Annotated in this window: 22 protein-coding genes; 14 read left to right on the forward strand and 8 right to left on the reverse strand. The window is 62.0% G+C overall.

Features of this window, described 5'->3' with window-relative positions:
* Positions 1–7 precede the first annotated feature (7 nt).
* From otnI to glcC, 6 genes are all read right to left on the reverse strand, one after another.
* Entirely contained in the window at positions 8–790 is a 783-nt protein-coding gene (otnI, locus tag BLU37_RS18915) for a 2-oxo-tetronate isomerase (protein WP_090207552.1), read from the reverse strand.
* Between the two features lie 22 nt (positions 791–812).
* A complete protein-coding gene (locus BLU37_RS18920; protein ID WP_090207555.1) occupies positions 813–2,273 on the reverse strand; it encodes a GntT/GntP/DsdX family permease in 1,461 nt (486 codons plus the stop codon).
* Positions 2,274–2,457: 184 nt separating this feature from the next.
* The gene (otnC, locus tag BLU37_RS18925) at positions 2,458–3,096 is read right to left on the reverse strand and encodes a 3-oxo-tetronate 4-phosphate decarboxylase (protein ID WP_010452964.1); all 639 of its coding nucleotides are present in this window, start codon (positions 3,094–3,096) and stop codon (positions 2,458–2,460) included.
* Complete coding sequence (otnK, locus tag BLU37_RS18930) at positions 3,093–4,385, reverse strand: 3-oxo-tetronate kinase (protein ID WP_090207559.1); 1,293 nt, start codon at positions 4,383–4,385, stop codon at positions 3,093–3,095. Before otnK ends, otnC begins: the two co-directional genes overlap by 4 nt.
* A gap of 10 nt (positions 4,386–4,395) precedes the next feature.
* A complete protein-coding gene (gene ltnD, locus BLU37_RS18935) occupies positions 4,396–5,301 on the reverse strand; it encodes an L-threonate dehydrogenase (RefSeq protein WP_010452967.1) in 906 nt (301 codons plus the stop codon).
* A 262-nt stretch (positions 5,302–5,563) separates the two neighbouring features.
* The gene (gene glcC / locus BLU37_RS18940) at positions 5,564–6,337 is read right to left on the reverse strand and encodes a transcriptional regulator GlcC (RefSeq protein ID WP_090207561.1); all 774 of its coding nucleotides are present in this window, start codon (positions 6,335–6,337) and stop codon (positions 5,564–5,566) included.
* A gap of 237 nt (positions 6,338–6,574) precedes the next feature.
* Between glcC and glcD the strand changes: the two genes are divergently transcribed.
* The 7 genes from glcD to BLU37_RS18975 all read left to right on the forward strand — a co-directional run bounded on the left by glcD (position 6,575) and on the right by BLU37_RS18975 (position 12,754).
* Positions 6,575–8,074 (forward strand): glycolate oxidase subunit GlcD, encoded by a 1,500-nt coding sequence (glcD, locus tag BLU37_RS18945; protein ID WP_090207564.1) that lies wholly within the window; start codon positions 6,575–6,577, stop codon positions 8,072–8,074.
* A complete protein-coding gene (glcE, locus tag BLU37_RS18950) occupies positions 8,074–9,129 on the forward strand; it encodes a glycolate oxidase subunit GlcE (protein WP_090207568.1) in 1,056 nt (351 codons plus the stop codon). The genes glcD and glcE overlap by 1 nt, the downstream gene beginning before the upstream one ends.
* 4 nt (positions 9,130–9,133) lie before the next feature.
* Entirely contained in the window at positions 9,134–10,417 is a 1,284-nt protein-coding gene (gene glcF / locus BLU37_RS18955) for a glycolate oxidase subunit GlcF (RefSeq protein ID WP_090207571.1), read from the forward strand.
* The gene (locus BLU37_RS18960) at positions 10,386–10,787 is read left to right on the forward strand and encodes a heme-binding protein (RefSeq protein ID WP_090207574.1); all 402 of its coding nucleotides are present in this window, start codon (positions 10,386–10,388) and stop codon (positions 10,785–10,787) included. Before glcF ends, BLU37_RS18960 begins: the two co-directional genes overlap by 32 nt.
* A 257-nt stretch (positions 10,788–11,044) precedes the next feature.
* Complete coding sequence (locus BLU37_RS18965) at positions 11,045–11,650, forward strand: cytochrome b/b6 domain-containing protein (protein ID WP_090207576.1); 606 nt, start codon at positions 11,045–11,047, stop codon at positions 11,648–11,650.
* A 1-nt stretch (position 11,651) separates the two neighbouring features.
* Positions 11,652–12,446 carry a molybdopterin-dependent oxidoreductase gene (locus BLU37_RS18970; protein WP_090207577.1) on the forward strand — a complete coding sequence of 265 codons (795 nt, stop codon included), beginning with the start codon at positions 11,652–11,654 and terminating at the stop codon, positions 12,444–12,446.
* 41 nt (positions 12,447–12,487) lie between these two features.
* On the forward strand, positions 12,488–12,754 hold the full coding sequence (locus BLU37_RS18975; protein ID WP_010452984.1) for a pentapeptide MXKDX repeat protein: 267 nt from the start codon (positions 12,488–12,490) through the stop codon (positions 12,752–12,754).
* A 92-nt stretch (positions 12,755–12,846) separates the two neighbouring features.
* Here BLU37_RS18975 and BLU37_RS18980 read toward each other — a convergent pair whose 3' ends face one another.
* A complete protein-coding gene (locus BLU37_RS18980; RefSeq protein WP_090207580.1) occupies positions 12,847–14,700 on the reverse strand; it encodes an ABC transporter ATP-binding protein in 1,854 nt (617 codons plus the stop codon).
* Between the two features lie 101 nt (positions 14,701–14,801).
* On the reverse strand, positions 14,802–15,461 hold the full coding sequence (locus BLU37_RS18985; RefSeq protein WP_010452988.1) for a TetR/AcrR family transcriptional regulator: 660 nt from the start codon (positions 15,459–15,461) through the stop codon (positions 14,802–14,804).
* 169 nt (positions 15,462–15,630) lie between these two features.
* On the opposite strand from BLU37_RS18985, the gene BLU37_RS18990 reads away from it, so the two are divergent.
* Genes BLU37_RS18990 through BLU37_RS19020 form a run of 7 tightly spaced genes read left to right on the forward strand, consistent with a single transcriptional unit; the run spans position 15,631 to position 22,585 of the window.
* Positions 15,631–16,056: a DUF2147 domain-containing protein gene (locus tag BLU37_RS18990; protein WP_026007470.1), complete on the forward strand. Its 426-nt coding sequence runs from the start codon at positions 15,631–15,633 to the stop codon at positions 16,054–16,056.
* A 27-nt stretch (positions 16,057–16,083) separates the two neighbouring features.
* A complete protein-coding gene (locus tag BLU37_RS18995; RefSeq protein ID WP_090207583.1) occupies positions 16,084–16,971 on the forward strand; it encodes a TorF family putative porin in 888 nt (295 codons plus the stop codon).
* 9 nt (positions 16,972–16,980) lie between these two features.
* Entirely contained in the window at positions 16,981–18,603 is a 1,623-nt protein-coding gene (locus BLU37_RS19000; protein WP_090207586.1) for a xylulokinase, read from the forward strand.
* Positions 18,603–19,271, forward strand: coding sequence for a class II aldolase/adducin family protein (locus BLU37_RS19005; protein ID WP_090207589.1), 669 nt, complete (start codon positions 18,603–18,605; stop codon positions 19,269–19,271). Before BLU37_RS19000 ends, BLU37_RS19005 begins: the two co-directional genes overlap by 1 nt.
* Positions 19,272–19,279: 8 nt before the next feature.
* Positions 19,280–20,761: an aspartate aminotransferase family protein gene (locus BLU37_RS19010; protein WP_090207592.1), complete on the forward strand. Its 1,482-nt coding sequence runs from the start codon at positions 19,280–19,282 to the stop codon at positions 20,759–20,761.
* A gap of 11 nt (positions 20,762–20,772) precedes the next feature.
* Positions 20,773–21,402 (forward strand): hypothetical protein, encoded by a 630-nt coding sequence (locus BLU37_RS19015; protein ID WP_010452998.1) that lies wholly within the window; start codon positions 20,773–20,775, stop codon positions 21,400–21,402.
* Positions 21,403–21,424: 22 nt separating this feature from the next.
* Entirely contained in the window at positions 21,425–22,585 is a 1,161-nt protein-coding gene (locus BLU37_RS19020; protein WP_090207594.1) for a hypothetical protein, read from the forward strand.
* Positions 22,586–22,671: the final 86 nt, after the last annotated feature.

The raw sequence follows: 22,671 nt of genomic DNA on the forward strand, positions 1-22,671 counted from the left end.
CGGTAACCTAGCGTGCCTTCCAGTCCCGCAGCCATTGCAGTCCGGCCGAGGTCCCCTGTCTGGGTCGGTATTCGCAACCGACCCAGCCGTCGTAACCCAATTCGTCCATCAGTTCGAACAGGTAGGGGTAGTTCAGTTCGCCGAGATCCGGTTCGTGTCGGTCGGGTACGCCTGCAATCTGAATATGGCCGATGCCGTCCATGTCGCGACGCAGCTTGACGGCCAGATCGCCTTCGACGATCTGGCAGTGATAACAGTCAAACTGCACCTTCAAATTGGTCGCGCCGACCTCCTTGCAGATCGCCTGTGCCTGGTCCTGCCGGTTCAGGAAAAACCCCGGCATGTCGCGGTTGTTGATCGGTTCCAGCAACACCGTGATACCCGCAAGCTGCGCCTGGCGGGTCGCGTAGGCGAGGTTCTGCAGGTACACCGCATGATGCCGCTCGCGGTCCTGTTCCGAGGGCAGCAAGCCGGCCATGACGTGGATGCGCGTGTTGCCCAGCACGGCGGCGTATTCCAGTGCACGGTCGAACCCTGCGCGAAATTCGTCCTCGCGCCCGGGCAAGGTGGCGATGCCGCGCTCGCCTGCCGCCCAATCACCGGGTGGCGCGTTGAACAGGGCTTGTACCAGGCCGTTGTCGCTCAGGAGCTGTTTGAGTGCCTGTGGGCTGTAATCGTAGGGGAACAGGTACTCGACGGCGTCGAAACCATCGGCCGCCGCCGCAGCGAAACGCTCCAGAAAGGGATGTTCGGGGTAGAGCATGCTCAGGTTGGCAGCAAAGCGAGGCATAGGAACTCCGAGTCAAAAACGATCAGACAAAAGGCCAGATCAACAGGGTGATCAGGAAGCCAAGCGTGCCGAGGAGGGTGGTGATCACTGTCCAGGTACGCAGGCCGTCTGCCACATTGAGGCCCGCCAGCTTCGTGAAAATCCAGTATCCGGCGTCGTTGATGTGTGACATCGCCAGCCCGCCACCGCCCATGGCCAGGCACAGCAGGGCCATGTGGTTGGGCGTCAGGTTGAGGGTGGCAATCAGCGGGCTGATGATACCGGCGGTCGTCACCAGGGCCACCGTGGTGGACCCTTGCACGGCGCGCAGCAACAGGGTCAGCAAAAAGCCCAGCGCCAGCACCGGCAGCCCGGTGGTACGCAGCAGGTCAGAGACTACCGCACCGATTCCGGTGTCCACCAGCACTTTGCCGAACACGCCACCGGCACCGGCGATCAGGATCACCATGGCGACACCCGGCAGTGCCGAGCCGATCACATCCGATACCTGGGTACGGCTCCAGCCGCGACGGGAGCCGAGCAGCCAGGCACACAGCAAGGTATCGAGCAGCAACGCCACGAGCGGCGCGCCGAGTACCGTCATGATCCCGCGCAGGGTCGATTCCACAGGCAGCAGTGAGGTCGCCAGGGTACCCAGCAGGATCAGCACGATGGGCAGCAGGATCAGGCTGACGATCAAGCCGAAACCCGGTGCAGGGGCGGCGGGAAGCTTGGCCACGAGGCTGCTGGCGGATTCTTCCGGGCCGATGTGCGAGGCGGCTTCTGTGAGGTGTTCCACCGTGTGGCTGTTGCCGTCCTGCCAGGCGCGCAGGTCATCGTTGGTGACGTGCGGGCCATAGACTTCGGCGCGGATATCATCGGACATCGGGTAGAAACGGCGGGTCATGCGCCCCGCCACGCGATAGCCGACGTAGCACAGGAACGCTGTCAGCGGCAGCCCGAACATCAACACCCGGCCCAGGTCGGCACCCAGTTGACTGGCGGCGGCCACCGCACCGGGATGCGGTGGCAGAAACGCATGCACCGTGAGCAAGGCGGCGCACATCGGCAAGGCAAACATGAGCAGCGGCTTGCGGGCGCGACGGGCCACGCCGTAGGCCAGCGGCATGAGGATGATCACCCCCACTTCGAAGAACACCGGTACGCCGATGATGAAGCCGGCAATGGTCAAGGCCAGGGGCGTACGTCGATTACCGAAACGCTCGATCAGGCTTTTGGCCAGGGCCTCGGCCCCGCCCGACAACTCGATGATACGACCGATCATGGCGCCCAGCGCAATGATGATCGCAATGTGGCCGAGGGTCTTGCCCATGCCGCCTTCAATGGTCGCGACCAGTTCGGCGGGTTTCACCCCGGCAATCAGCGCCACCAGGATGCTCACCAGCATCAGCGCCACAAACGGCTGGAATTTGTATTTGAGTACCAGGAACAGCAGCAACGCTATGCCCAGGCCGGCGGTCGCCATCAGAATAAGCGGGCTCATCGCATCGACCCTCCCTGGCGAACGCATGAAGGTTTTTTGAGGCTGAAAATATCAACACTGACGTCGGTAATGGTCATGTGGGAAGGTCCTGTTGTTTTTATTGTTCAGGCACCTTTTCGCGACAGTCTGGCTGCCTGGCGTCGCGAAGACGTGCGTCAAGGGCGTTGCAGTGGAAAACCGGTGCCTACCAGTGGGCGCCGAAAACAGTCCGTAGTTCGTCCAGGGCGGCGGCGTCCATCGGGGCCGGGCGCGGGTTGCTCATCAGCCACAGGCGTGCGGTTTCCTCGAGTTCTTCAAGGGCGTAACTGGCCTTGGAGACCGAACTTTCCCAGACCACCGGGCCGAGGCGTTCGAGCATCACGCCGCGCACGCTGTTGGCAAGGTGCGCGACTTGCTCCGCCACCTGCGGTGCACCCGGACGCTGATAGTTGATCAAGGGGATGTGCCCGACTTTCATCACCTGGTAGGGCGTCAGCGGCGGCAGAATGTCATCCTGGCGCCAGACACCGGCAAGCGTCAGGGCCACCAGGTGCGTGGAGTGGGTATGCACCACGCCACCCACGCCTGGGTTGCGATCGTAGACCTGGCGATGCAGGGCCAGGGTTTTCGAGGGTTTGTCGCCAGAGACCCATTGACCGCTCAGGTCGACCTTGGCGATCAAGGCCGGGTCAAGCCGTCCCAGGCACGCATCCGTGGGGGTAATCAGCCAGCCATCCTCCAGGCGTGCGCTGATGTTGCCGGCGCTGCCCACGGTATACCCGCGCTGATAAAGGCTGTGGCCGACGGTGCAGATTTCTTCGCGCAAGGCGTTTTCGTGACTCATTGCGCAGCTCCTGCCAGTTGTTTCAGGGCCTTGTCGAAAAAGTCCCGACCACCGAAGTTGCCGGACTTGAGTGCCAGGGCGAGGGGTTCCTCGGTGTTGCTCACGGTCGCCGGAACGCCGGGATCGATCTGCGTGCCAATCTGCAGCAGGCGCACGCCAAGGGCTGTCACCACGGCCCCGGACGTTTCACCGCCCGCGACCACGAACCGCCGTACGCCGTTCAGGCGTAGCGTTTGGGCGATCTCGCCCAGAGCGTTTTCCACCAACTCGCCGGCACGCTCGACGCCCAGTTGCTGTTGCACCGCCTTGACCGCATCCGGGGGGCTGGTGGCGTAGATCAGCACGGTGTCGGGATGCTCAAGTGCGAAGGCGACGGCATCGGCCACGACCGGCTCACCGGCCGCCAGCGCCAGCGGATCGATGCGCAACGACGGCCGGCCGGCATCGATCCACGCCGCCACCTGGGCGTTGGTGGCGATGGAGGCACTGCCTGCCAAGACCACTTCGCCCCCTTGTACTGTGGGCAACGAAGTCGGGTCGAAGTCGCGGAGTTTGCCGGCCCGGCGGAAGTTGTCGGGCAGCCCCAGGGCCAGGCCCGAGCCTCCGGTCAGCAGAGGCAGATCGCTGCAGGCGGTCCCGAGGGTGTACAGGTCCTGATCGCTGAGGGCATCGGCGATCGCCATCCCCACGCCTTGGGCGCGCAGTTCGGCGATTTTCTCGCGGACCTTCAGCGCTCCCTGAGCGATGCTGTCGTAGCGCAGCAGACCGACCTTTTGCGTGGTTTGCGATTGCAGCACACGGACCAGGTTGGCGTCAGTCATGGCGGTCAGCGGATGGTGCTGCATGCCTGACTCATTGAGCAGTTGGTCCTGCACGAACAGATGCCCACGGAAAACAGTCCGGCCGTTTTCCGGAAACGCCGGGCACGCCAGGGTGAAATCACTGCCCAGGGCCTTGAGCAGCGCCTCGCTGACCTGGCCGATATTACCGGCAGCGGTCGAATCGAAGGTGGAACAGTACTTGAAGAAAATCTGTTCGCAGCCTTGTGCGCGCAGCCACTCAAGGGCTTTCAGGGAGTCGGCCACCGCCTGTTCGACAGGGACCGTACGCGACTTCAGCGCGATCACGATCGCGTCGGCGTCCAGTGTCGCGGCGACCTCGTCGCTGGGCACGCCGATACTCTGCACCGTGCGCATTCCACCGCGCACCAGCATGTTGGCCAGGTCCGTGGCACCGGTGAAGTCGTCGGCGATGCAGCCCAGCAGGGGACGTGGGGAGGGGATACTCATGGGGTTGTCCTTATACGGGGTCGTTCTTGGCAGCCGGTAGCTCGATACCCGGGAAAATCTTGATCACCGCCGAGTCGTCCTCACGGCCGAACCCGGCACTGGAGGCTTGCATGAACATCTGATGGGCGGTGGCCGAGAGCGGCAGCGGAAACTTGCTGGCCCGTGCGGTATCCAGCACCAGGCCCAGGTCCTTGACGAAAATATCGACGGCCGACAGCGGCGTGTAATCAGCCTTGAGAATGTGCGGCACGCGGTTCTCGAACATCCAGGAGTTGCCTGCGCTGTGGGTGATCACTTCATACAGCGCATCGGCCTCGACCCCTTCCCTCAGGCCCAGTGCCATGGCTTCTGCGGCGGCGGCGATGTGCACGCCGGCCAGCAGCTGGTTGATGATCTTCACCTTGGAGCCCAGGCCATGGGCGTCACCCAGGCGGTAGACCTTGCCGGCCATGCCTGCGAGCACGTCGTCGGCTTTTGCATACGCCTCAGCGGGGCCCGAGGTCATCATGGTCATCTCGCCGGCAGCCGCCTTGGCCGCGCCACCGGAGATCGGTGCATCCAGATACAACAGCCCGGCGTTTATCAGTCGCTGCCCCAGTTCTACCGCGTAGGTCGGGGCCACCGTGGCACAACCGATCACCAGGCTGCCGGGGCGCAAGGCGGCGACGGCGGCATTTTCCCCGAACAATACCGTCTCGGTTTGTTCGGCATTGACCACTACCGTGATGATCACATCGCACGCTGCCGCCATCTGGGCAGGGGAGTGGCAGGCAATGCCGCCTTCGCTGGCGAACTGCTGCGTTACGGTTTCGCGCACGTCACAGGCATGCACGTTGAAGCCGTTGCGCAACAGCGACCGGGCAATACCGAGCCCCATCGCACCTAAACCGATAACACCGACATTTTTGTTATTCATGGAGGCTCCGTCGAAAGGCAGCAGATAGGTCAACACCCTGCAGGTGCAGGCCGTTGTCCAGGTGCAGAGAAGAGAAGGGAAGCGCCAGCGCGTTCGCTGGCAGGGCAGTCGGGCAGGGGTCGATCATCGTTGCCATCCTGTTTTGTTTTTTTGTCAGGGTGTCATGCGTATGGGAAGGATAATCCTCCAATGATCGGATTATGTGAAGTGGTTTTTCTATTTAACATTATTTAACATCTGTTGACCCAGCGGCGTGCGGCGGCTACTCCCAGCCGTTAAGCCGCAGCGTTGAGCGGATAAGCCGTTGCTCTTCCTGTTCGATTTCGCGCAAGCCGTCGCGTATGCCGTTGATGTGATCCCTTGCGGCTCGCTGAGCCACATCAGGCAGGCGCCCAATGACGGATCTGTAGAGTTTGCCGTGCTGGCGGTCCAGCTGCTGGAGGCTGGCGGGGCGGTGGTAGAGGTTGTTGACCGAGGCGAATACGGAGCTGAGCATCAGGTCGGTCAGGGACTGGAGCGTGTGCACCAGCACCGGATTATGCGAGGCATCGCAGATCGCCAGGTGGAAAGCCAGGTCCAGCCGGGCGTGTTCCCGAGAGTCGCAGGCGCCGGGGCTGCCGTGGGCTGCGATCATCTCCTCGTAGCGTCTGGAGATCAGATGAAAGTCCGCATCCGTGCCTCTCAAGGCCGCGAGTCTTGCCGCTTCGCCTTCCAGCAAGGCCCTCACTTCCAGCAGATCGTAGATGGTCTTGGGTTGTGAGCTGAACAGATGCATCCAGGCGCTGGTTTCGGCCGGGCTGCTCAGTTGGGAAACCTGCGAGCCGCGTCCGTGCTGGGTGTCGATGATCCCTTTGCCGCGCAATATCCGCAGACCTTCCCGGAGCGCGGGCCGGGAGATTCCCAGCTTTTCACATAGTCGACGTTCGGAGGGCAGGGCCTGCCCAGGTTTGAGCACGCCATCGACGATGAGTTGCTCGATCCGCTCGGCGACCACATCGGCCAATTGACGGGGGGCGGGTGTTTTTTCCTGAAACATCGGCTTCTCCTTGGCTGGTATGACCAATCTGGAACCGCATTTTCCTGTTGTTGTTTTATCCCGAACGGAGCCTGCTGTTACCGGCTTTTCAGAGCGTAGTTGAATCCGGTTCCCCCGCAAATACTGGTCTGACCAGTGTTGTTGTGGCTGGACGATGGCGTGTAGACGACCAATGATCAATGTGTTTATGCCGAAGGTGAGCTGGGCACAACAACAATAGCCATGAGCGTAGTGATCATGAACATTCTCTATGACGAAAACGTCGATGGCGTGCTGCCGCGGGTCGATAAACAACAGCTTTTGTCCGCACTCGAAGCCGACATGCCGGACCTGACGGTACTCAGCCGCCACGAAGACCTCAGGCCCTATGAGTGTGATGGTTTGTCGGCGTATCGCACGGTACCGCTGCTGGTGCTGTTGCCTGAGCGGATCGAACAGGTCGAATCGATACTCAGGATCTGCCATCGTCTGCAGGTTCCGGTGGTGGCACGCGGCAGTGGTACCGGACTTTCCGGGGGCGCGTTGCCGTTGGAGCAGGGCGTGCTGCTGGTGATGTCCCGATTCAACCGGATCCTGGAAATCAACGCGCAGGGGCGTTATGCCCGGGTTGAGCCCGGTGTGCGCAACCTGGCGATCTCGCAGGCCGCAGCGCCGCTGAACCTTTACTACGCTCCCGATCCTTCGTCCCAGATCGCCTGCTCGATCGGTGGGAATGTCGCCGAGAACGCCGGTGGTGTGCACTGCCTCAAATATGGACTGACCGTTCACAACCTGCTGCAGGTCGAGATCCTCACTGTCGAGGGCGAAAGGCTCACCCTGGGCGCGGAGAGCCTGGATTGCCCGGGCTTTGACCTGCTCGCGCTGTTCACCGGCTCCGAGGGCATGCTCGGGGTGGTGACGCAAGTCACGGTCAAACTGCTCCCCAAACCCCAGGTCGCCAAGGTGCTGCTGGCCGCGTTCGATTCGGTGGAAAAGGCCGGGACCGCCGTCGGCAGTATCATCGCCGCAGGGATCATTCCCGGCGGTCTGGAAATGATGGACAACCTGGCCATCCGTGCCGCCGAAGACTTCATTCACGCCGGTTACCCGGTGGACGCGGCGGCCATTCTGCTCTGCGAACTGGATGGGGTGGAGTCCGATGTCCACGACGATTGCACCCGGGTTCGCCAGATCCTGATCGAGGCGGGCGCCACCGAGGTGCTTCTGGCCCAGGATGAGGCGCAGCGGGTGCGCTTCTGGGCCGGACGCAAGAACGCCTTTCCCGCCGTCGGGCGTCTCTCGCCAGACTACTACTGCATGGACGGCACCATCCCCCGGCGGGCTCTGCCAGGGGTGCTCAAACGCATCGCCGAGCTTTCCAGCGAATACGGCCTGCGTGTAGCGAACGTCTTTCATGCCGGCGATGGAAACATGCACCCGTTGATTCTTTTCGATGCCAACACGCCGGGCGAACTGGAGCGTGCCGAGCAGCTTGGCGGGCGGATCCTCGAGCTTTGCGTGGCGGTCGGCGGCAGCATCACCGGTGAGCACGGTGTCGGTCGCGAGAAGATCAACCAGATGTGTGCCCAGTTCAATGCCGATGAACTCACCGCCTTCCATGCCATCAAGGCGGCCTTTGATCCGTCGGGGTTGTTGAACCCGGGCAAGAACATTCCCACCCTGCACCGCTGCGCCGAATTCGGCGCCATGCACGTGCACAACGGTCAGTTGCCTTTTCCCGAGCTGGAGCGCTTCTGATGCACGAGAGATCTTTCGACGCCAGTTCCCGACTGCTGGATCAGGTGAAGGCTGCGCTGGCTTCCGGCACATGCCTCGACATTCGCGGTGGACAGTCCAAGGCCTGGCTGGGGCGGGCGGTGACGGGGCAGATCCTCGACACCCGGTCCCATCAGGGCATCGTCAATTACGACCCCACCGAGTTGATCGTCACGGCGCGTGCAGGCACGTCCTTGCAGGCGCTTGAGGCCGCCCTGGCCGAGCACGGGCAATGCCTGCCGTGCGAGCCGCCGCATTACGGCCCCGGCGCCACCGTGGGTGGCATGGTCGCCGTCGGCCTGTCGGGGCCTCGTCGTCCCTGGGCGGGCTCGGTGCGGGATTTCGTGCTCGGTACGCGAGTGATCACCGGCGAGGCGAAGCACCTGCGTTTTGGTGCCGAGGTCATGAAGAACGTCGCCGGCTATGACGTATCCAGGTTGATGGCTGGCAGCTTCGGTTGCCTTGGCCTGATCACCGAAGTCTCGTTGAAGGTACTGCCCAAACCGCGTGCGGTGGCCAATCTGCGACTGGACATAGACCTGCCGGGCGCCATGCAACACCTGGCCGAGTGGGGGCGGCAGCCGCTGCCGATCAGTGCCGCCTGCCATGACGGCAGCGCCTTGCACCTGCGCCTGGAAGGCGGAGCGGGGTCTGTCCACGCGGCGCGCGATCGCCTGGGATGCGAGACCGTCGAGCCGGGTTTCTGGGAGGACCTGAAAGAGCACCGCCTGGCGTTTTTCGCCGACCCGCGGCCGCTTTGGCGGCTGTCTGTGCCGGCTGTTGCCGTGCCGTTGGATCTGCCCGGTGACCAGCTTGTCGACTGGGGCGGCGCCCAGCGCTGGCTCAAGAGCGACGCCGAGCCTGAACTGATTCGGCGCGTCGTCAGCCAGGTTGGGGGACATGCCACCTGTTTCTCCGGAGGCGATTCGCCTTTCCATCCCCTGCCCGAAGGGTTGCTGCGCTACCACCGTCAGCTCAAGAGCCGGCTCGACCCGCAGGGCCTCTTCAACCCCGGCCGCCTGTACAAGGAGCTTTGAGATCATGCAGACCCATCTGAGTGAACAGGCACGCTCCCTGCCCCGGGCGCAAGAAGCCGAAGCCATCCTGAGAAGCTGCGTGCACTGCGGATTCTGCAATGCGACCTGTCCGACCTATCAGTTGCTCGGTGACGAGCTGGACGGGCCCAGGGGGCGCATCTACCTGATCAAACAGTTACTGGAAGGGCAGACCCCTTCGGCCAGCACCCGACAGCACCTGGACCGCTGTCTGAGCTGCCGCAATTGCGAGTCCATCTGCCCGTCAGGAGTCCAATACCACCAGCTTCTGGACATCGGCCGAGCGGTGGTGGAAGAGGCGGTTCCGCGGCCGTTGGCAGAGCAGTCCCTACGGGCCGGGTTGCGCTGGGTACTGGCCGAGCCGTCGCTGTTCAGCCTGTTGCTGCGCACCGGACGTGCGTTACGCCCGATACTGCCTCAGGCGCTCAGGGAGAAGATCCCCAGCGAGCTGCGACCGTCCGGCCACCGGCCAGCGGCAAGGCATTCCCGCCAGATGCTGATGCTTGAGGGGTGCGTTCAGCCCAGTCTGTCGCCCAACACCAATGCCGCTGCGGCGAGGGTCCTGGACCGCTTGGGCATCAGCACACGGGTTGCCCGCGAAGCCGGCTGCTGCGGTGCCCTGGACTACCATCTCAACGCCCAGGAAAAAGGCCTGGAGCGCGCCCGGCGCAATATCGATGCCTGGTGGCCGGCCGTCGAGGCCGGCGCAGAAGCGATCATCATGACCGCCAGCGGTTGCGGCGCCTTCGTCAAGGAGTACGGCCAGTTGCTTGAGCGTGATCGGCAGTACGCCGACAAGGCCAGGCGGATCAGCTCCCTGGCCGTGGACCTGGTCGAAGTGTTGCGCGCGGAACCCTTGCAGGACCTGACGCTCGATACCGACCTCAAGCTGGCTTTCCATTGCCCCTGCACACTGCAGCATGCCCAGCGCCTGGGTGGAGTGGTCGAGGACGTGCTGGTGCGGCTGGGCTTCCAGCTCACCCCCGTGCCCGACGGCCACCTTTGCTGTGGCTCTGCGGGCACCTATTCACTGACCCAGCCCGAACTCTCCCGGCAGTTGCGAGACAACCGGCTCAACGCGCTCGAGAGTGCCAGGCCACAGGTCATAGCGACCGCCAATATCGGTTGCCAGACCCATTTGAACGGGGCCGGCCGCACGCCCGTACGCCACTGGATCGAACTGGTGGATGAAGCGCTGGCCCCTGTACCCCCTGACCACCCCCAGACGAGGACAAAACATGCAGACCAAGCCACTACTCACCTTGGATGACGTTACCAGGATCATGGCTGCCGCACGGGCAGAGGCGCAGGCGAACCACTGGGAGGTGGCGATCGCGGTCGTTGACGATGGCGGTCACCCCCTGGCCTTCGAACGGCTGGATGGTTGTGCGCCGATCAGCGCCTATATCGCCCTGGAGAAGGCCCGTACTGCTGCGCTGGGCCGGCGCGAATCCAAGGTCTATGAAGACATGGTCAATGGCGGGCGCTCGGCATTCCTGTCGGCGCCTCTGCTGACGTCTCTGGAAGGCGGGGTGCCGATCCGTTTCGAGGGACAGGTTATCGGCGCGGTGGGGGTGTCGGGCGTGAAGGCCGCGCAGGACGCACAGGTTGCTGCAGCCGGTGCCGGCAGTCTCGTTTAAGGGGAAAGGATGATGAGCACAGTGGCTACACCGAGCCACTGTTTCATCAGTCAGAACTAAAGGTAAAGGAGGCGGTAAAGGTGATGGCGCCCAGTCTCGATTCTGCAATCGACGAACGATGTCACCCATAAGGCATATCACCGGGGTCAGGCTGAATCCACTCTCTGCCAAGTTATAACGAAAAGTTTATTTTTTCGTGATTATCTGGCGACCTTATTTAAATACACTGACCCCACACCACCCAAGTAGCTACAATCATGAATCCGACAAAACCAGAAAAGAGCGTAGTCCATCCTCTATGGTTAAGGATATGCCACTGGATAAATGTGCTCGCGATCACGACCATGATCATGAGCGGGTGGCGCATCTACAATGCATCTCCATTGTTTGATTTTACTTTTCCACGAAGCGCCACACTAGGCGGATGGTTGGGCGGAGCACTGCAATGGCATTTTGCGGCCATGTGGCTCTTTGGGCTAAACGGCCTGATTTACATCTTGATGAATCTGGTAACGCAACGCTTCAAATACCGCTTTGCCCCACTCAGCGTGAAACAGTTCATGTCTGATATGCAGGCGGCAGTCAAGGGTCGTTTGGCCCATGCCGATATTCATCAATACAATATGGTTCAAAAATTCGCCTATCTCTCTGTCATCATTATGGCCATTGCCTTGGTGATGTCGGGGCTCGTCTTATGGAAGCCCGTACAATTTCCCACTCTTCGGGAACTGCTCGGTGGGTATGACGTGGCTCGCTATATTCACTTCTATTTAATGGCGTTTATCGTGGGTTTCATCGTCGTACACATCGTCATGGTCGCATTGGTGCCCAAGACATTCCTGGCGATCTTGCGGGGGCGTTAAAATGAAAAACGAAAAAAAACCGGCAACGATCCCCGCACATGATGCGCAGCAACTGGTGACTGATGCCAAACGCCTGATTATTCCAAAGCTTGGCATGGCCGGTCGGCGACAGTTCTTGAGGCAGGGATTGACCTTGGGCGGCATGTTGATGCTGACCGGCTGCAGTCTTGATGATGATACAGACGCCGAAAAGATACTCATGACGGTCTCACGTTTCAACGACCGCATACAAGGTTGGCTTTTCGACCCCACTCGTCTGGCGCCAGAGTACGACAACAGCCAGATAACGCGCCCTTTTCCATTCAATGCATTTTATGGAGAAGATAGTATTCCAGCGATCAACGGCGAAGACTATCGCCTGGAAGTCATGGGGTTGGTGCGTAATACGAAACCCTGGAAGTTGTCAGAGTTGCTCGCCCTGACCCAGGTTGCTCACACGACTCGCCATATCTGCGTTGAAGGATGGAGTGCGATTGGCCGTTGGGGTGGGGTGCGTTTCAGGGACTTTCTTCAATACGTAGGTGCTGATACCAACGCTCAGTATGTCAGTTTCAGATGCGCCGATGATTACTACACCAGCATCGACATGGCTTCGGCGTTGCATCCTCAGACATTGCTGGCGTTAAGCTGGGATGATCACATGCTCCCTGCGAAGTACGGCTATCCCATGAAACTTCGGATACCTACAAAATTGGGATATAAAAATCCAAAACATATTACCTCAATCGAAATAACCAACCGCTATCCCGGTGGCTACTGGGAAGACCAGGGTTACAACTGGTTCGGCGGTAGTTAGATTTTTTGTAACTCCAACAACCCACGCAAGAGAAATAAACCATGAAAAAGATGATCGCAACCCTGTTCGCCGGTTCTTTGATGCTGGTTGTAGGCGGTGCGTATGCCGCGGATAGCATGTCCAAGGACACTATGAGCAAAGACGCCAAGGAAAGTAGCATGATGCACGACAATATGGGTAAAGGTGATGCCATGTCCAAAGACGGCATGTCTAAAGATGGCATGTCCAAGGACGGCATGTCTAAAGGTGGCATGTCCAAAGACAGCATGTCGAAGGACAAGATGTCCAACGATGAAATGAAAAAATAATCACGAGCGTGCGACGGAGTAGGCCAGTGGCGCGGCCTGAGGTGGGGCGCTCTGCGCCCCAACGCGGCGATCCTGCAAGCCCGCTCACCACTCTACTCCAACGCCTCCAGCACCCCCTGATCCTCACCCAGGAATCCACCGCTCTGGTGCTGCCAAAGCCGGGCATAGGTACCGTTTCTGGCCAGCAGTTCGCTGTGGGTACCCTGCTCGATGATGCGTCCTTCATCCATGACAATCAGTCGATCCATGGCGGCGATCGTCGACAGTCGATGGGCGATGGCGATGACGGTCTTGCCCTCCATCATGCTATCGAGGCTTTCCTGGATGGCGACTTCCACTTCCGAATCCAGCGCACTGGTGGCCTCGTCGAGCAGCAGGATCGGCGCGTTCTTGAGCATTACCCGGGCAATGGCGATGCGTTGGCGCTGTCCGCCGGACAGCTTGATACCCCGCTCACCGACGAGCGTGTCGTAGCCGGTATGGCCTTGTCGGTCGCTCAACTGGTGGATGAACCCATCGGCCTGGGCATGCGCCGCCGCGTCGCGAATTTGCGCGTCGGTCGCATCGGGGCGGCCGTAGGCAATGTTGTCGCGGATGGAGCGGTGCAACAGCGAGGTATCCTGAGTGACCATGCCGATGGAACTGCGCAGGCTGTCTTGCGTGACCTGGGCGATGTTTTGTCCATCGATGCGAATCTCGCCCTTGTCGACGTCATAGAAACGCAGCAGCAGGTTGATCAGGGTGGATTTCCCCGCACCGGAACGGCCGACCAGGCCGATTTTTTCGCCCGGACGGATCTGCAGGTTCAGGCCATCGAGCACCTGGCGTTCACCGTTGTAGTTGAAGCTGACGTTATCGAACGTCACCGCGCCGCCCGCAGTCACCAGTTCGCCCGCGTTCGGCGCGTCCTGCACCTTGGGGCCGCGGGTCAGGGTGAGCATGCCATCCTGGACGGTGCCGATGTTCTCGAACAGCGACGTCATCTGCCACATGATCCAGTGCGACATGCCATTGACCCGCAAGGCCATCGCGGTAATCGCCGCCACGGCCCCGGTACCGATCTCGCCTTGATGCCAGAGCCACAGCGCATAACCCCCGGCGCCGAGGATCAGCACGACCACCAGCGCCTGATTGACGATCTCGAACTGGCTGACCAGGCGCATCTGGCGAAAGCCGGTCTCCTTGAAGTCCTCCATCGCGGCGCGGGCGAATTGCGCCTCGCGTTTGGAGTGCGAAAACAACTTCACGGTGGTGATGTTGGTGTACGCGTCCGAGACCCGTCCGGTCATCGACGAGCGAGCGTTAGCCTGTTCCTGGCCGACCTGCCCCAGGCGTGGGACGAAGTACAGCATGGCCAGCCCGAACAGGGCGATCCAGGCCACAAAAGGCAGCATCAGCTTCAGGGCGAAGCCGCCGGCCAGGGCGATGATCGCAATGAAATACACGCCGATGCCGGGGAGGATTTCGATGAGGGTGAACAGCACCTCGCGCACGGCCAGCGCCGTTTGCATCACCTTGGTCGTGACCCGACCAGAGAACTCATCGGAAAAGAACGACAGGCTTTGGCGCAACATCAGGCGATGGAAGTCCCAGCGCAAGCGCAGCGGCAGATTGATTGCCAAGACCTGGTGCTGCATCAGCGTGCGCAGTGCCACCAGCCCGATGCTGATCAGCAGGACAATACCGATGCCCCACAGCACATGGCTTTCCTCTGCGCTCACGCCACCGCCAGCTTTCCAGTTGGACAGCAGGTCGACCACCTGCCCGAGAAAGGAAAACAGCCAGGCTTCGTAAATCGACACGCCGGCACTCAGCAGCGCCAGGGCGAGGATGTAGCCGCGGGCGCCGCGTGTGCACGCCCACAGGAACCGTATCAGGCCCATGGGCGGCGGCGGTGTCTCGTCGGGCGGGAAGGGGTCGAGCCATCGTTCAAAGGTACGCAGCACAGTAGTCTCCGAAGGGTGAAGTTGGGGAGAGTGTGCCATAGCCCTTCACTCAATCACGATGTTCCCTATTGCCGCCAGTCAGTCGAGCAGGCCCGTCGTGATCACCGAATCCGCTCCAACTGACTGGCGATCATCGCCGCCATCATTGCGCTGACCTTCGCCGCGTCCATGTTTTCGTCGAACAGCATCTCCACCGTCGCGTGGATCATTTCCACCGTGAGGCGGATGGCAGCGTCCAGCGTTTCACGTTCGACATGTGGGAACAGCAGCATCATCGCGTCGACCTGCTCGCGCGCCATACGGCGATGGGAGTCCAGTCGTACATGTTCGAGCACTGGCACGGCGCGCAAGGCCTTGAGGGTCCACATGCCACCTTCGGTCTCACGCGTCACCTCGTAGGTATTGAGGATCAGCCCACTCAAGGCCGTTTCCAGATCAAGGGCCGTGCCCGTCAGAACCTGCGGGGTTATCCATTGAGCGATGCAGGCGTTCTGGCGCTCCAGCAAACGCTGTCCCAGCACGCTGAGCAGGGCGAACTTGTTGGGAAAGTAACGATACAGCGCCGGCGGGGTCAGCCCCGCCCGCGCGCACACCTGGTTGGTCGACAGCCGCTCGATGCCGACCTCGGTGAGAATCTTTGAGGTCGCGTCCAGGATCCGCTCATAGGTTTCGGTCGCGCGTTGCTGGGCGGGGCGTTTTTTCGCTTCGAGTGTGGTACCCGCAGTCGTGGACGAGGCGGGCGTTGGGGTGGACTTGGCCATGGGGTCCCTTCAGGCAAAAAGCAGATAAAGATAGCGAAGACTATTGAAAGCTTGTTTTTGTTGAAAATGGTAGCTATAACTATCGTGTAGTCATCACTATCATAACTGATCGATGCGGTGTGTGACTGCCTTTTCTGTAGAACAAAAAAATCAATGAAAGGGTGAAGCGATGAATCTAAGACAAGGCGTTGTGTTCTCTCTGGTTGGATTGCTCTGCGCTAGCGGCTATGCGGCCCAGGGCCCCACCGAGGCAAAAGGGCTGTGGCTCACCGAGGATGAAGATGCGGTCATCCGGCTGGCGGATTGTCCGACGGGGCCATCGATGTTGTGTGGCGAGGTGGTGTGGGTCAAGGATGCGTCCTCCGTTGCCAGCGATTGCGGTACCCATGTCCTGCAGATGTCCCGCTACGACAGTGATGCCTGGCGTGATGGCTGGGTCTACGACCCGCGTGATCACAAGAAGTACAAAGGCGTCGTTCGCCTCAAGGACGGTCTGCTCAATATCAGAGCGTTCGTCGGTACCGAGATCCTCGGCAAGACCGAGGTCCTCAAGCGCGTGGAAACATTCCCGACCACCCCGGTCTGCCCTGCGTAAACCCGGCCCGGTCAGGAGGAGAATCCTATGTGCAAAGCTCATGTTCATTACTCCCTGGCGGTGATTCTGCTACCGCTGCTCAGCCCGGCGTTCGCGGTGGCGGATGAGGATACAACCGCCAGTTATGCGATCGATGTCACCGCGCGTCTCGCCTCGGACAACCGTACGCGCGGCGTTTCCGACTCGTTGAATCGGCCCGGGGCCAAGGTCACGGTCCAGATCGCTCACGAGAGTGGATTGGTGGCGTTGGCCGAGTTCACCACCGTCAGCAAGAAGCAGTTTCTCGGCGGTGACGGCGCTGGCGTGTTGCTCGCCGGTGGCTATCGCTTCGGCAATCCGGATGTCTGGCATTTCGGCGTGGGTCTGGCCAGTGAGATGTTTCCCGGCGCGCAGTTCAAGGCACCCAATCGTTTCGACTTCGACACCTTCACGCCGACTGACGAACACAGCACCAACTACAACTCCCAGTTCGCGGTGCTCGAGGTGGGGTATGGCGCGCTGGAAGGGCGCATCGCCCAGGTGCTCTCCAAAACCTATCGGGGAGCGAACACCGGCGGTGTCTGCGGAGCGATGCTGCAGTACAGCAATGACCCGACCAAGGCGCTGGAGTGTTATGCCAGGGGGGAAAAGAACTCCCGAGGCAGCACGCTCTATGACCTCGATTACAAGTACTCCCTGGCGCACAACACGCAGTTGAAGCTGCATGCCGGCTACCAGCAGATCGCCAATTTCTCCGAGGCCAATTTTTCCGACTACGGGGTAGGGCTGACGCATCGGCACTGGGGTTTCGACTGGGGCGTCGACTGGGTCTCGCCGCATACGCGGGCGCGTGAGCTGTACGAGGTCCAGGACGGTGACCATGTGCGCTCCACCGATGACAGTCGCTGGGTCTTTTCGGTTTCCCGTCTCTTCTGAGTAGTTGCCATGACTGCATTTTTCGTATCCCGGGCGCCTTCGGTGGCCGCCGGGCTGGAGCAACTCGTCCTGGCGGTGGATCTGGGCACATCCGGGTGCAAATGCGCCCTGGTGTCTCTGGATGGTCAGGTGCATGCCTGGGTCTTCAACAGCGTGCCCCTGCACATCAACGGGGTCAGTGCCGAGCAGCATCCGGACGACTGGTGGACGGCGTTTCTCAAGGGCGCAAGCGAGCTGCTGCAGGCGGATCCGGCCCGGCGTCGGCAGGTGGTCGCCGTGTGTTGCTCCACCCAGAGCGAGGGGACCGTCTGTGTGGATCGCTCGGGGCAGGCCATCGGCAATGCCATGCTGTGGCTGGACATGCGGGGTGCAGCCGCGGTCAAGCGCCGTATTGGCGGTGGGCGGTTCAACCTGGGCGGTTACTCACCGCTGAAACTGTGGCGCTCGCTGCGCCTTACCGGCGGCGCCCCCTCGCTGTCCGGCAAGGACTCGGCGGGGCACATCGCCTTTATCTGCGACCACGAACCCGAGCGTTATCGCCGAACGTACAAGTTCCTCAATGTGCTCGACTACATGAACCTGAAACTGACCGGGCGCTTCTGTGCAACCGGCGACTCGATGTTGACGGCCTGGGTGACCGACAACCGTGACTCGCGGCACATCCGATATGACCAGGGCCTGGTCGACGGGCTGGGAATCGATGTGCAAAAGCTTCCCGAACTGGTGAGTTCCACGCAAGTGCTGGGCCCGCTGTTGCCGGACCTGTCGAGTGCCCTCGGATTGTCGCCCGATACCCGTGTGGTGGCGGGCGCTACGGACACTTCGGCGGTGGCGGTGGGGGCGGCGGTCAGCGACTATTGCACGCATCTCTACCTGGGGACTTCTTCCTGGGTCGGCGCGCACGTTCCCTTCAAGAAGTCCAGCGTGCGCAACCACATGGCCGCGGTGCCCAGTGCCATCAGCGGGCGCTACCTGGCGCTGGCCATGCAGACGGCTGCAGGGGCGAACCTGTCGTTTCTGCGCGACCGGATCATCTATCACCCTGACGAGTTGCTCAGCGATGAACAGCATCCGGATGTCTATGAGTTGCTGGACCGCATCGCCTCCCGGGTACCGGCGGGAGCCCGTGGGCTGATCTATATGCCCTGGCTGTGTGGCGAGCGCTCTCCAGTCGATGATCCGAGCCTGCGGGCCGGATTGTTCAACCTGAAACTGGAGCATTCGCGCGAAGACATCATTCGTGCCTTTCTCGAGGGTATCGCCCTCAATACCCGCTGGATGCTGGAGCCGTTCGGACGCTTTCTCGGGCGCTCCGACGAGGCCATCACGGCGGTGGGCGGCGGCGCCCAATCCGATTTGTGGTGCCAGATCATGGCCGATATCACCGGCCATCGCATTCATCAGCCCGACCATCCGATCCAGACCAACGCCCGGGGTTCTGCCTTCATCGCCGCCGTGGGCCTGGGCGCCTTGACGTTCGACGACATCGCCGGCCTGCAGCGGCCGCACCGCACCTATGAGCCGTCCCGCCACCTCAAGGGACTGTACGACGACCGTTTTGCCACCTTCCAGGAAGTGCAGAAGCGCCTGGCGCCGCTGTACCGCCGCCTCAACCCTGCGGAGAACAACTGATGAGCCTCTTTCAACAGCAGGTCGTGGAGCTGTCCCAGCATCTTTCACGACTCGGATTTTTTGCCGCGACCGGTGGCAACCTGGCGCTGCGTATCGACGCCGAGTTCATGGCGGTCACGCCGTCGGCCGTCGATTACCACAGCATGCAGGCCAAGGATGTGTGCATCGTTCGCCTCAGGGATCTGCACAAGGTCGCCGGTGAGGGAACCCCCTCGGTCGAGAGCAGCCTGCATGCCCGGGTGCTGCGTCGACGCGCCGATGTGCAATGCACCATTCATACCCATCAGCCGCTGGCGAGTGCCTGCACGTTGTTTGGCGAGGCGCTGGTCGTGGATCGTGCGCCCACGCGGCAATTGCTCGGGGCGCGAATCCCCATCGTGGGGTATGCGCCGTCCGGCAGCCGTTGGCTGGCCAGCAAGCTGGAGCGGGCGATCCGTCCCGACCTCAACGGCTATCTGATGCGCAATCACGGCGTGCTCTGCTGTGGCCCGGACATTGGAACAACGCTTGAGCGCCTGGAGGGGCTCGAAGACTTCTGTCGCCAATACCTGCTCGACCACATCCACGCGCGTCTGCAAGAGCAACCGGGCCTGCGTTCGGCGTCGCTGCCCCTGATCGAGGCACTGCTGGAATCGTCTTCCTCGGTCCCTTCATTCAACCGTCCGTAGAGGCAACCATGAATCAAGTATTTTCCGCGCCTGAACCCTGTCCTGCCGCGTCTGCGGCGATCTCATCCTGGCCGGACGTCGAGAGTCTGTATCAACGCTTCGACGCGCTGGTCAAACAACCGATCCGGCCGATTCGCCGGGATGCGCTCAACCGGGTGATGGCCTACTTCGATGAGCGTTGCCAAGGTTCGAGGCACCTGGCCGACCTGGCGAAAACGGTGATCCCGGGCGGTGTGCAGCACAACCTGGCGTTCAACCATCCGTTTGCACTGGCTATTGCGCAGGCCAAGGGCGCGTACCTGACCGACGTCGATGGAAACCGCTACATCGATTTCCTCCAGGCCGGTGGCCCGACCTTGCTGGGCTCCAATCACCCGGCCATTCGCGAGCAGGTCAATCGCATTCTCGATGAATGCGGCCCGGTGACCGGCTTGCTGCACGAGTACGAGGTCAAGCTGGCGCAACTGGTCTGCGAGGTCATGCCTGGGGTGGACATGGTGCGTCTGCTCGGTTCCGGGACCGAAGCGGTGATGGCGGCCATCCGCCTGGCCCGTGCCTACACCGGCAAGAAGTGGGTGATCAAGGTAGGCGGGGCCTATCACGGTTGGAGTGACCAACTGGTGTACGGGATGCGCCTGCCTGGAACGGGGCGGCTGGAAGCGGTCGGCATTCCCCGGGGAGCCACCGGTTGCACCCAGGAGAGTCCACCGAACAACCTTGAAGCCCTGCGGCGACGGTTGCTGATCAATCGGTTGCGCGGCGGCACTGCGGCGATCATCGTCGAGCCGTTCGGCCCTGAAAGTGGTACGCGTCCCGTTCACCCGGATTTCAACCGGCAGTTGCGCAAGCTCTGCGATGAGTTCGACACGCTGCTGGTTTTCGACGAGGTGGTGACCGGGTTCCGTGCGGGCATGGGCGGCGCACAGGCTTACTTCAATGTCATGCCGGACATCACCGTCCTCGGCAAATGCCTGACCGGAGGCTACCCCATGGCCGGTGCCATCGGTGGGCGCCGTGACGTGATGGAACTGTTGGCGGGCGGTATCGGCACCTCCGCCAGGCGTGCTTTCGTCGGTGGTACCTTGTCCGCCAACCCGCTGTCTTGCTTGGCGGGTTACTACGCCTTGCGCGAGGCGCAGAAACTGGATGCGGCGGGTGTCGCGGGCCGGGCGGGCGACCGGCTGCGGGCGGGCCTGGAAGAGATCATCGCGCGCCGAGGTCTGCCCTATGTCGCCTATAACATCGGCTCCATCGTGCACTTGCAGACTTCCGGGGTCCTGCTGCTCGATACCAGTAACCCGATCAAGTTGCTGCGGGCCCGCCACGAGGCGAAAAGCCGCAAACACATGATGGAGGAGATGGGCGCCGCTTACACCGCACATGGTCTGATCACCCTGGCCGGTAGCCGGATCTACACCAGCCTGGCCGATACCGACGCGGTGATCGACGACGCGCTCGAACGTTTCGATAACGTTTTTCAACTGGTGTAAGGGGGCGGCTCATGAATACGGTCATACGGCAACAATGGCTGGATCTGCGCCAGCGCCTGGCGAACCAGGTCGTCGAACCTGACGCCAGCTTTTCGATTCGGGTACCGGGCGGCCGCTCGATGCTGGTGGGCCGGGTGCTCAAGGGCGACCCGCAGACGTTCGACTGGCAGGCCCCGGCGGGCGATGACGCCCAGGTGGTCACGCATGCCGCGATCTACCGCGCGCGTCCCGATGTGGGGGCGATCCTGATGGGTGGCGGCACGTTTGGTTTCTGCCTGGCCGGCTTCGGTGGGCAATTGCCGGTGCTCTTCGACGAACAGGCCCGCCACCTGGGGCATATGGGACCACCGGCCGGGCACGAGCGGGAATTGCCGCGTACCCTGAAGGCCGGGGGCAACAGCCTGCTGATTCGGGGGATTCCCGTATGCCTGGGCACCACCTCCGCGCGCATGGCGCTCAACGCCGAACTGTTCGAAAAGTGCGCCAAGGCCTATACCTTGGCCAAGGCAACCGGGAAGCGCATCAGCCAGTTGCCCTGGCTGATCGATTTCATTGCCAACGGCCGTTTGCTCAAGGACGAGAAGAGGGCCGCACAAGCCTATGCCAGCGGACAGTTGCCTCAGGAAATCCGTGGTTATTGAGTCGTCCAGGGGGATAACAAGAATGAAAGCCACCTCTACGTTTGGCCGTAGCCATGTGATTGCAGCCCTTGCCCTGGGCTCGATCGGCACACTGATGATTGGTCTGCAGCCATTGCTGCTGGGGGAGTTGCTGGCGGCGGGTCGCCTGTCGATGGAGGGGGTCGGTATCGTCGCCATGGGCGAGATCGTGTCCCTGGGCCTGGGTGTCGTCCTCGGCGATATCCTGCAATCGCGGGTGCGCTTTCGCCTGTTGATGGTCGTGGCGGCCCTGGTTGCCGTCTGCATGGACGTCGCCACGCTGCAGGCCATGAACGACGGTTCGCTGATGGCGGTGCGCACCCTGGCCGGGTTCGCCCAGGGCGTGCTGGTGTGGGGCGCGGTCAGCCTGCTGCTGCGGGCCGCCGACCCGGATCGCCTATCGGGCCTGTTCATGCTGTTGCAGACCCTGGCCCAGGCGGCCATTGCCGCGTTGTTGGCATTCACCGTCCTGCCGCGGCTCGGCATTGCGGGCGGATTTGTCTTGCTCGCCGTGTTGACCCTGGGCGTGCTGATGCTGGTGCGCTGGCAGCCTGAGCGGTTACCGGCGATCCTGGAAGAGGGCCGGGACACGGGGTTTGTCTGGTCGACGGGGCCGGTGTTGCTGCTGCTCATCGTGTTCGGCCAGCTCTGTGCGATCGGTGCCTTGTGGGCCTATCTGGAGCCATTGGGCAAATCGGTCGGCCTGGATGGGCCCGGTGCCCAGTGGCTGATCGCAGGCACCCTGTTCATGCAGGTGCTGGGTGGCGCCTTCGGCACCCTGATGGTGCGGCGTATCCCGGAGTTGTCGATGCTGGCGATGGCGGCCCTGGTGTTGGCCGCTGTCGGGTTGGGCATGCACGCCTCGATTCCGGGTGGGGCCTTCGGCTTTCTGTTGCTCTGTGGGGTGTTCGGCTTTGTCTGGTTGTCGCTCACGCCCTTCCAGATCCGCCTGGCGCTGCGCCTGGATCCGAGCGGGCGGGTGGCGATCCTGATCCCGGCCATGCAACTGCTGGGCAGTGCCTGTGGGCCTCTGGTCGCGTCGCAGTGGGTGGTGGGGGACCTGGCAGATACGGTCACGCTGGTCAGCAGCGTGTTTTCCCTGGGGGTGGTCGGCCTGGTGGCCTCGATTCGCCGATACACCCACGAGCGGGCTGTCGCCGTTTGAACGAGCTTGCCGGCCCGACTGCGGGCCTTGCCGGCGGCGACGCGTTCACCCGTGGCATCGCTCATGACGACATTCTCCTTGTCGAT

The sequence above is a fragment of the Pseudomonas asplenii genome, assembly GCF_900105475.1.
GTDB lineage: Bacteria > Pseudomonadota > Gammaproteobacteria > Pseudomonadales > Pseudomonadaceae > Aquipseudomonas > Aquipseudomonas asplenii.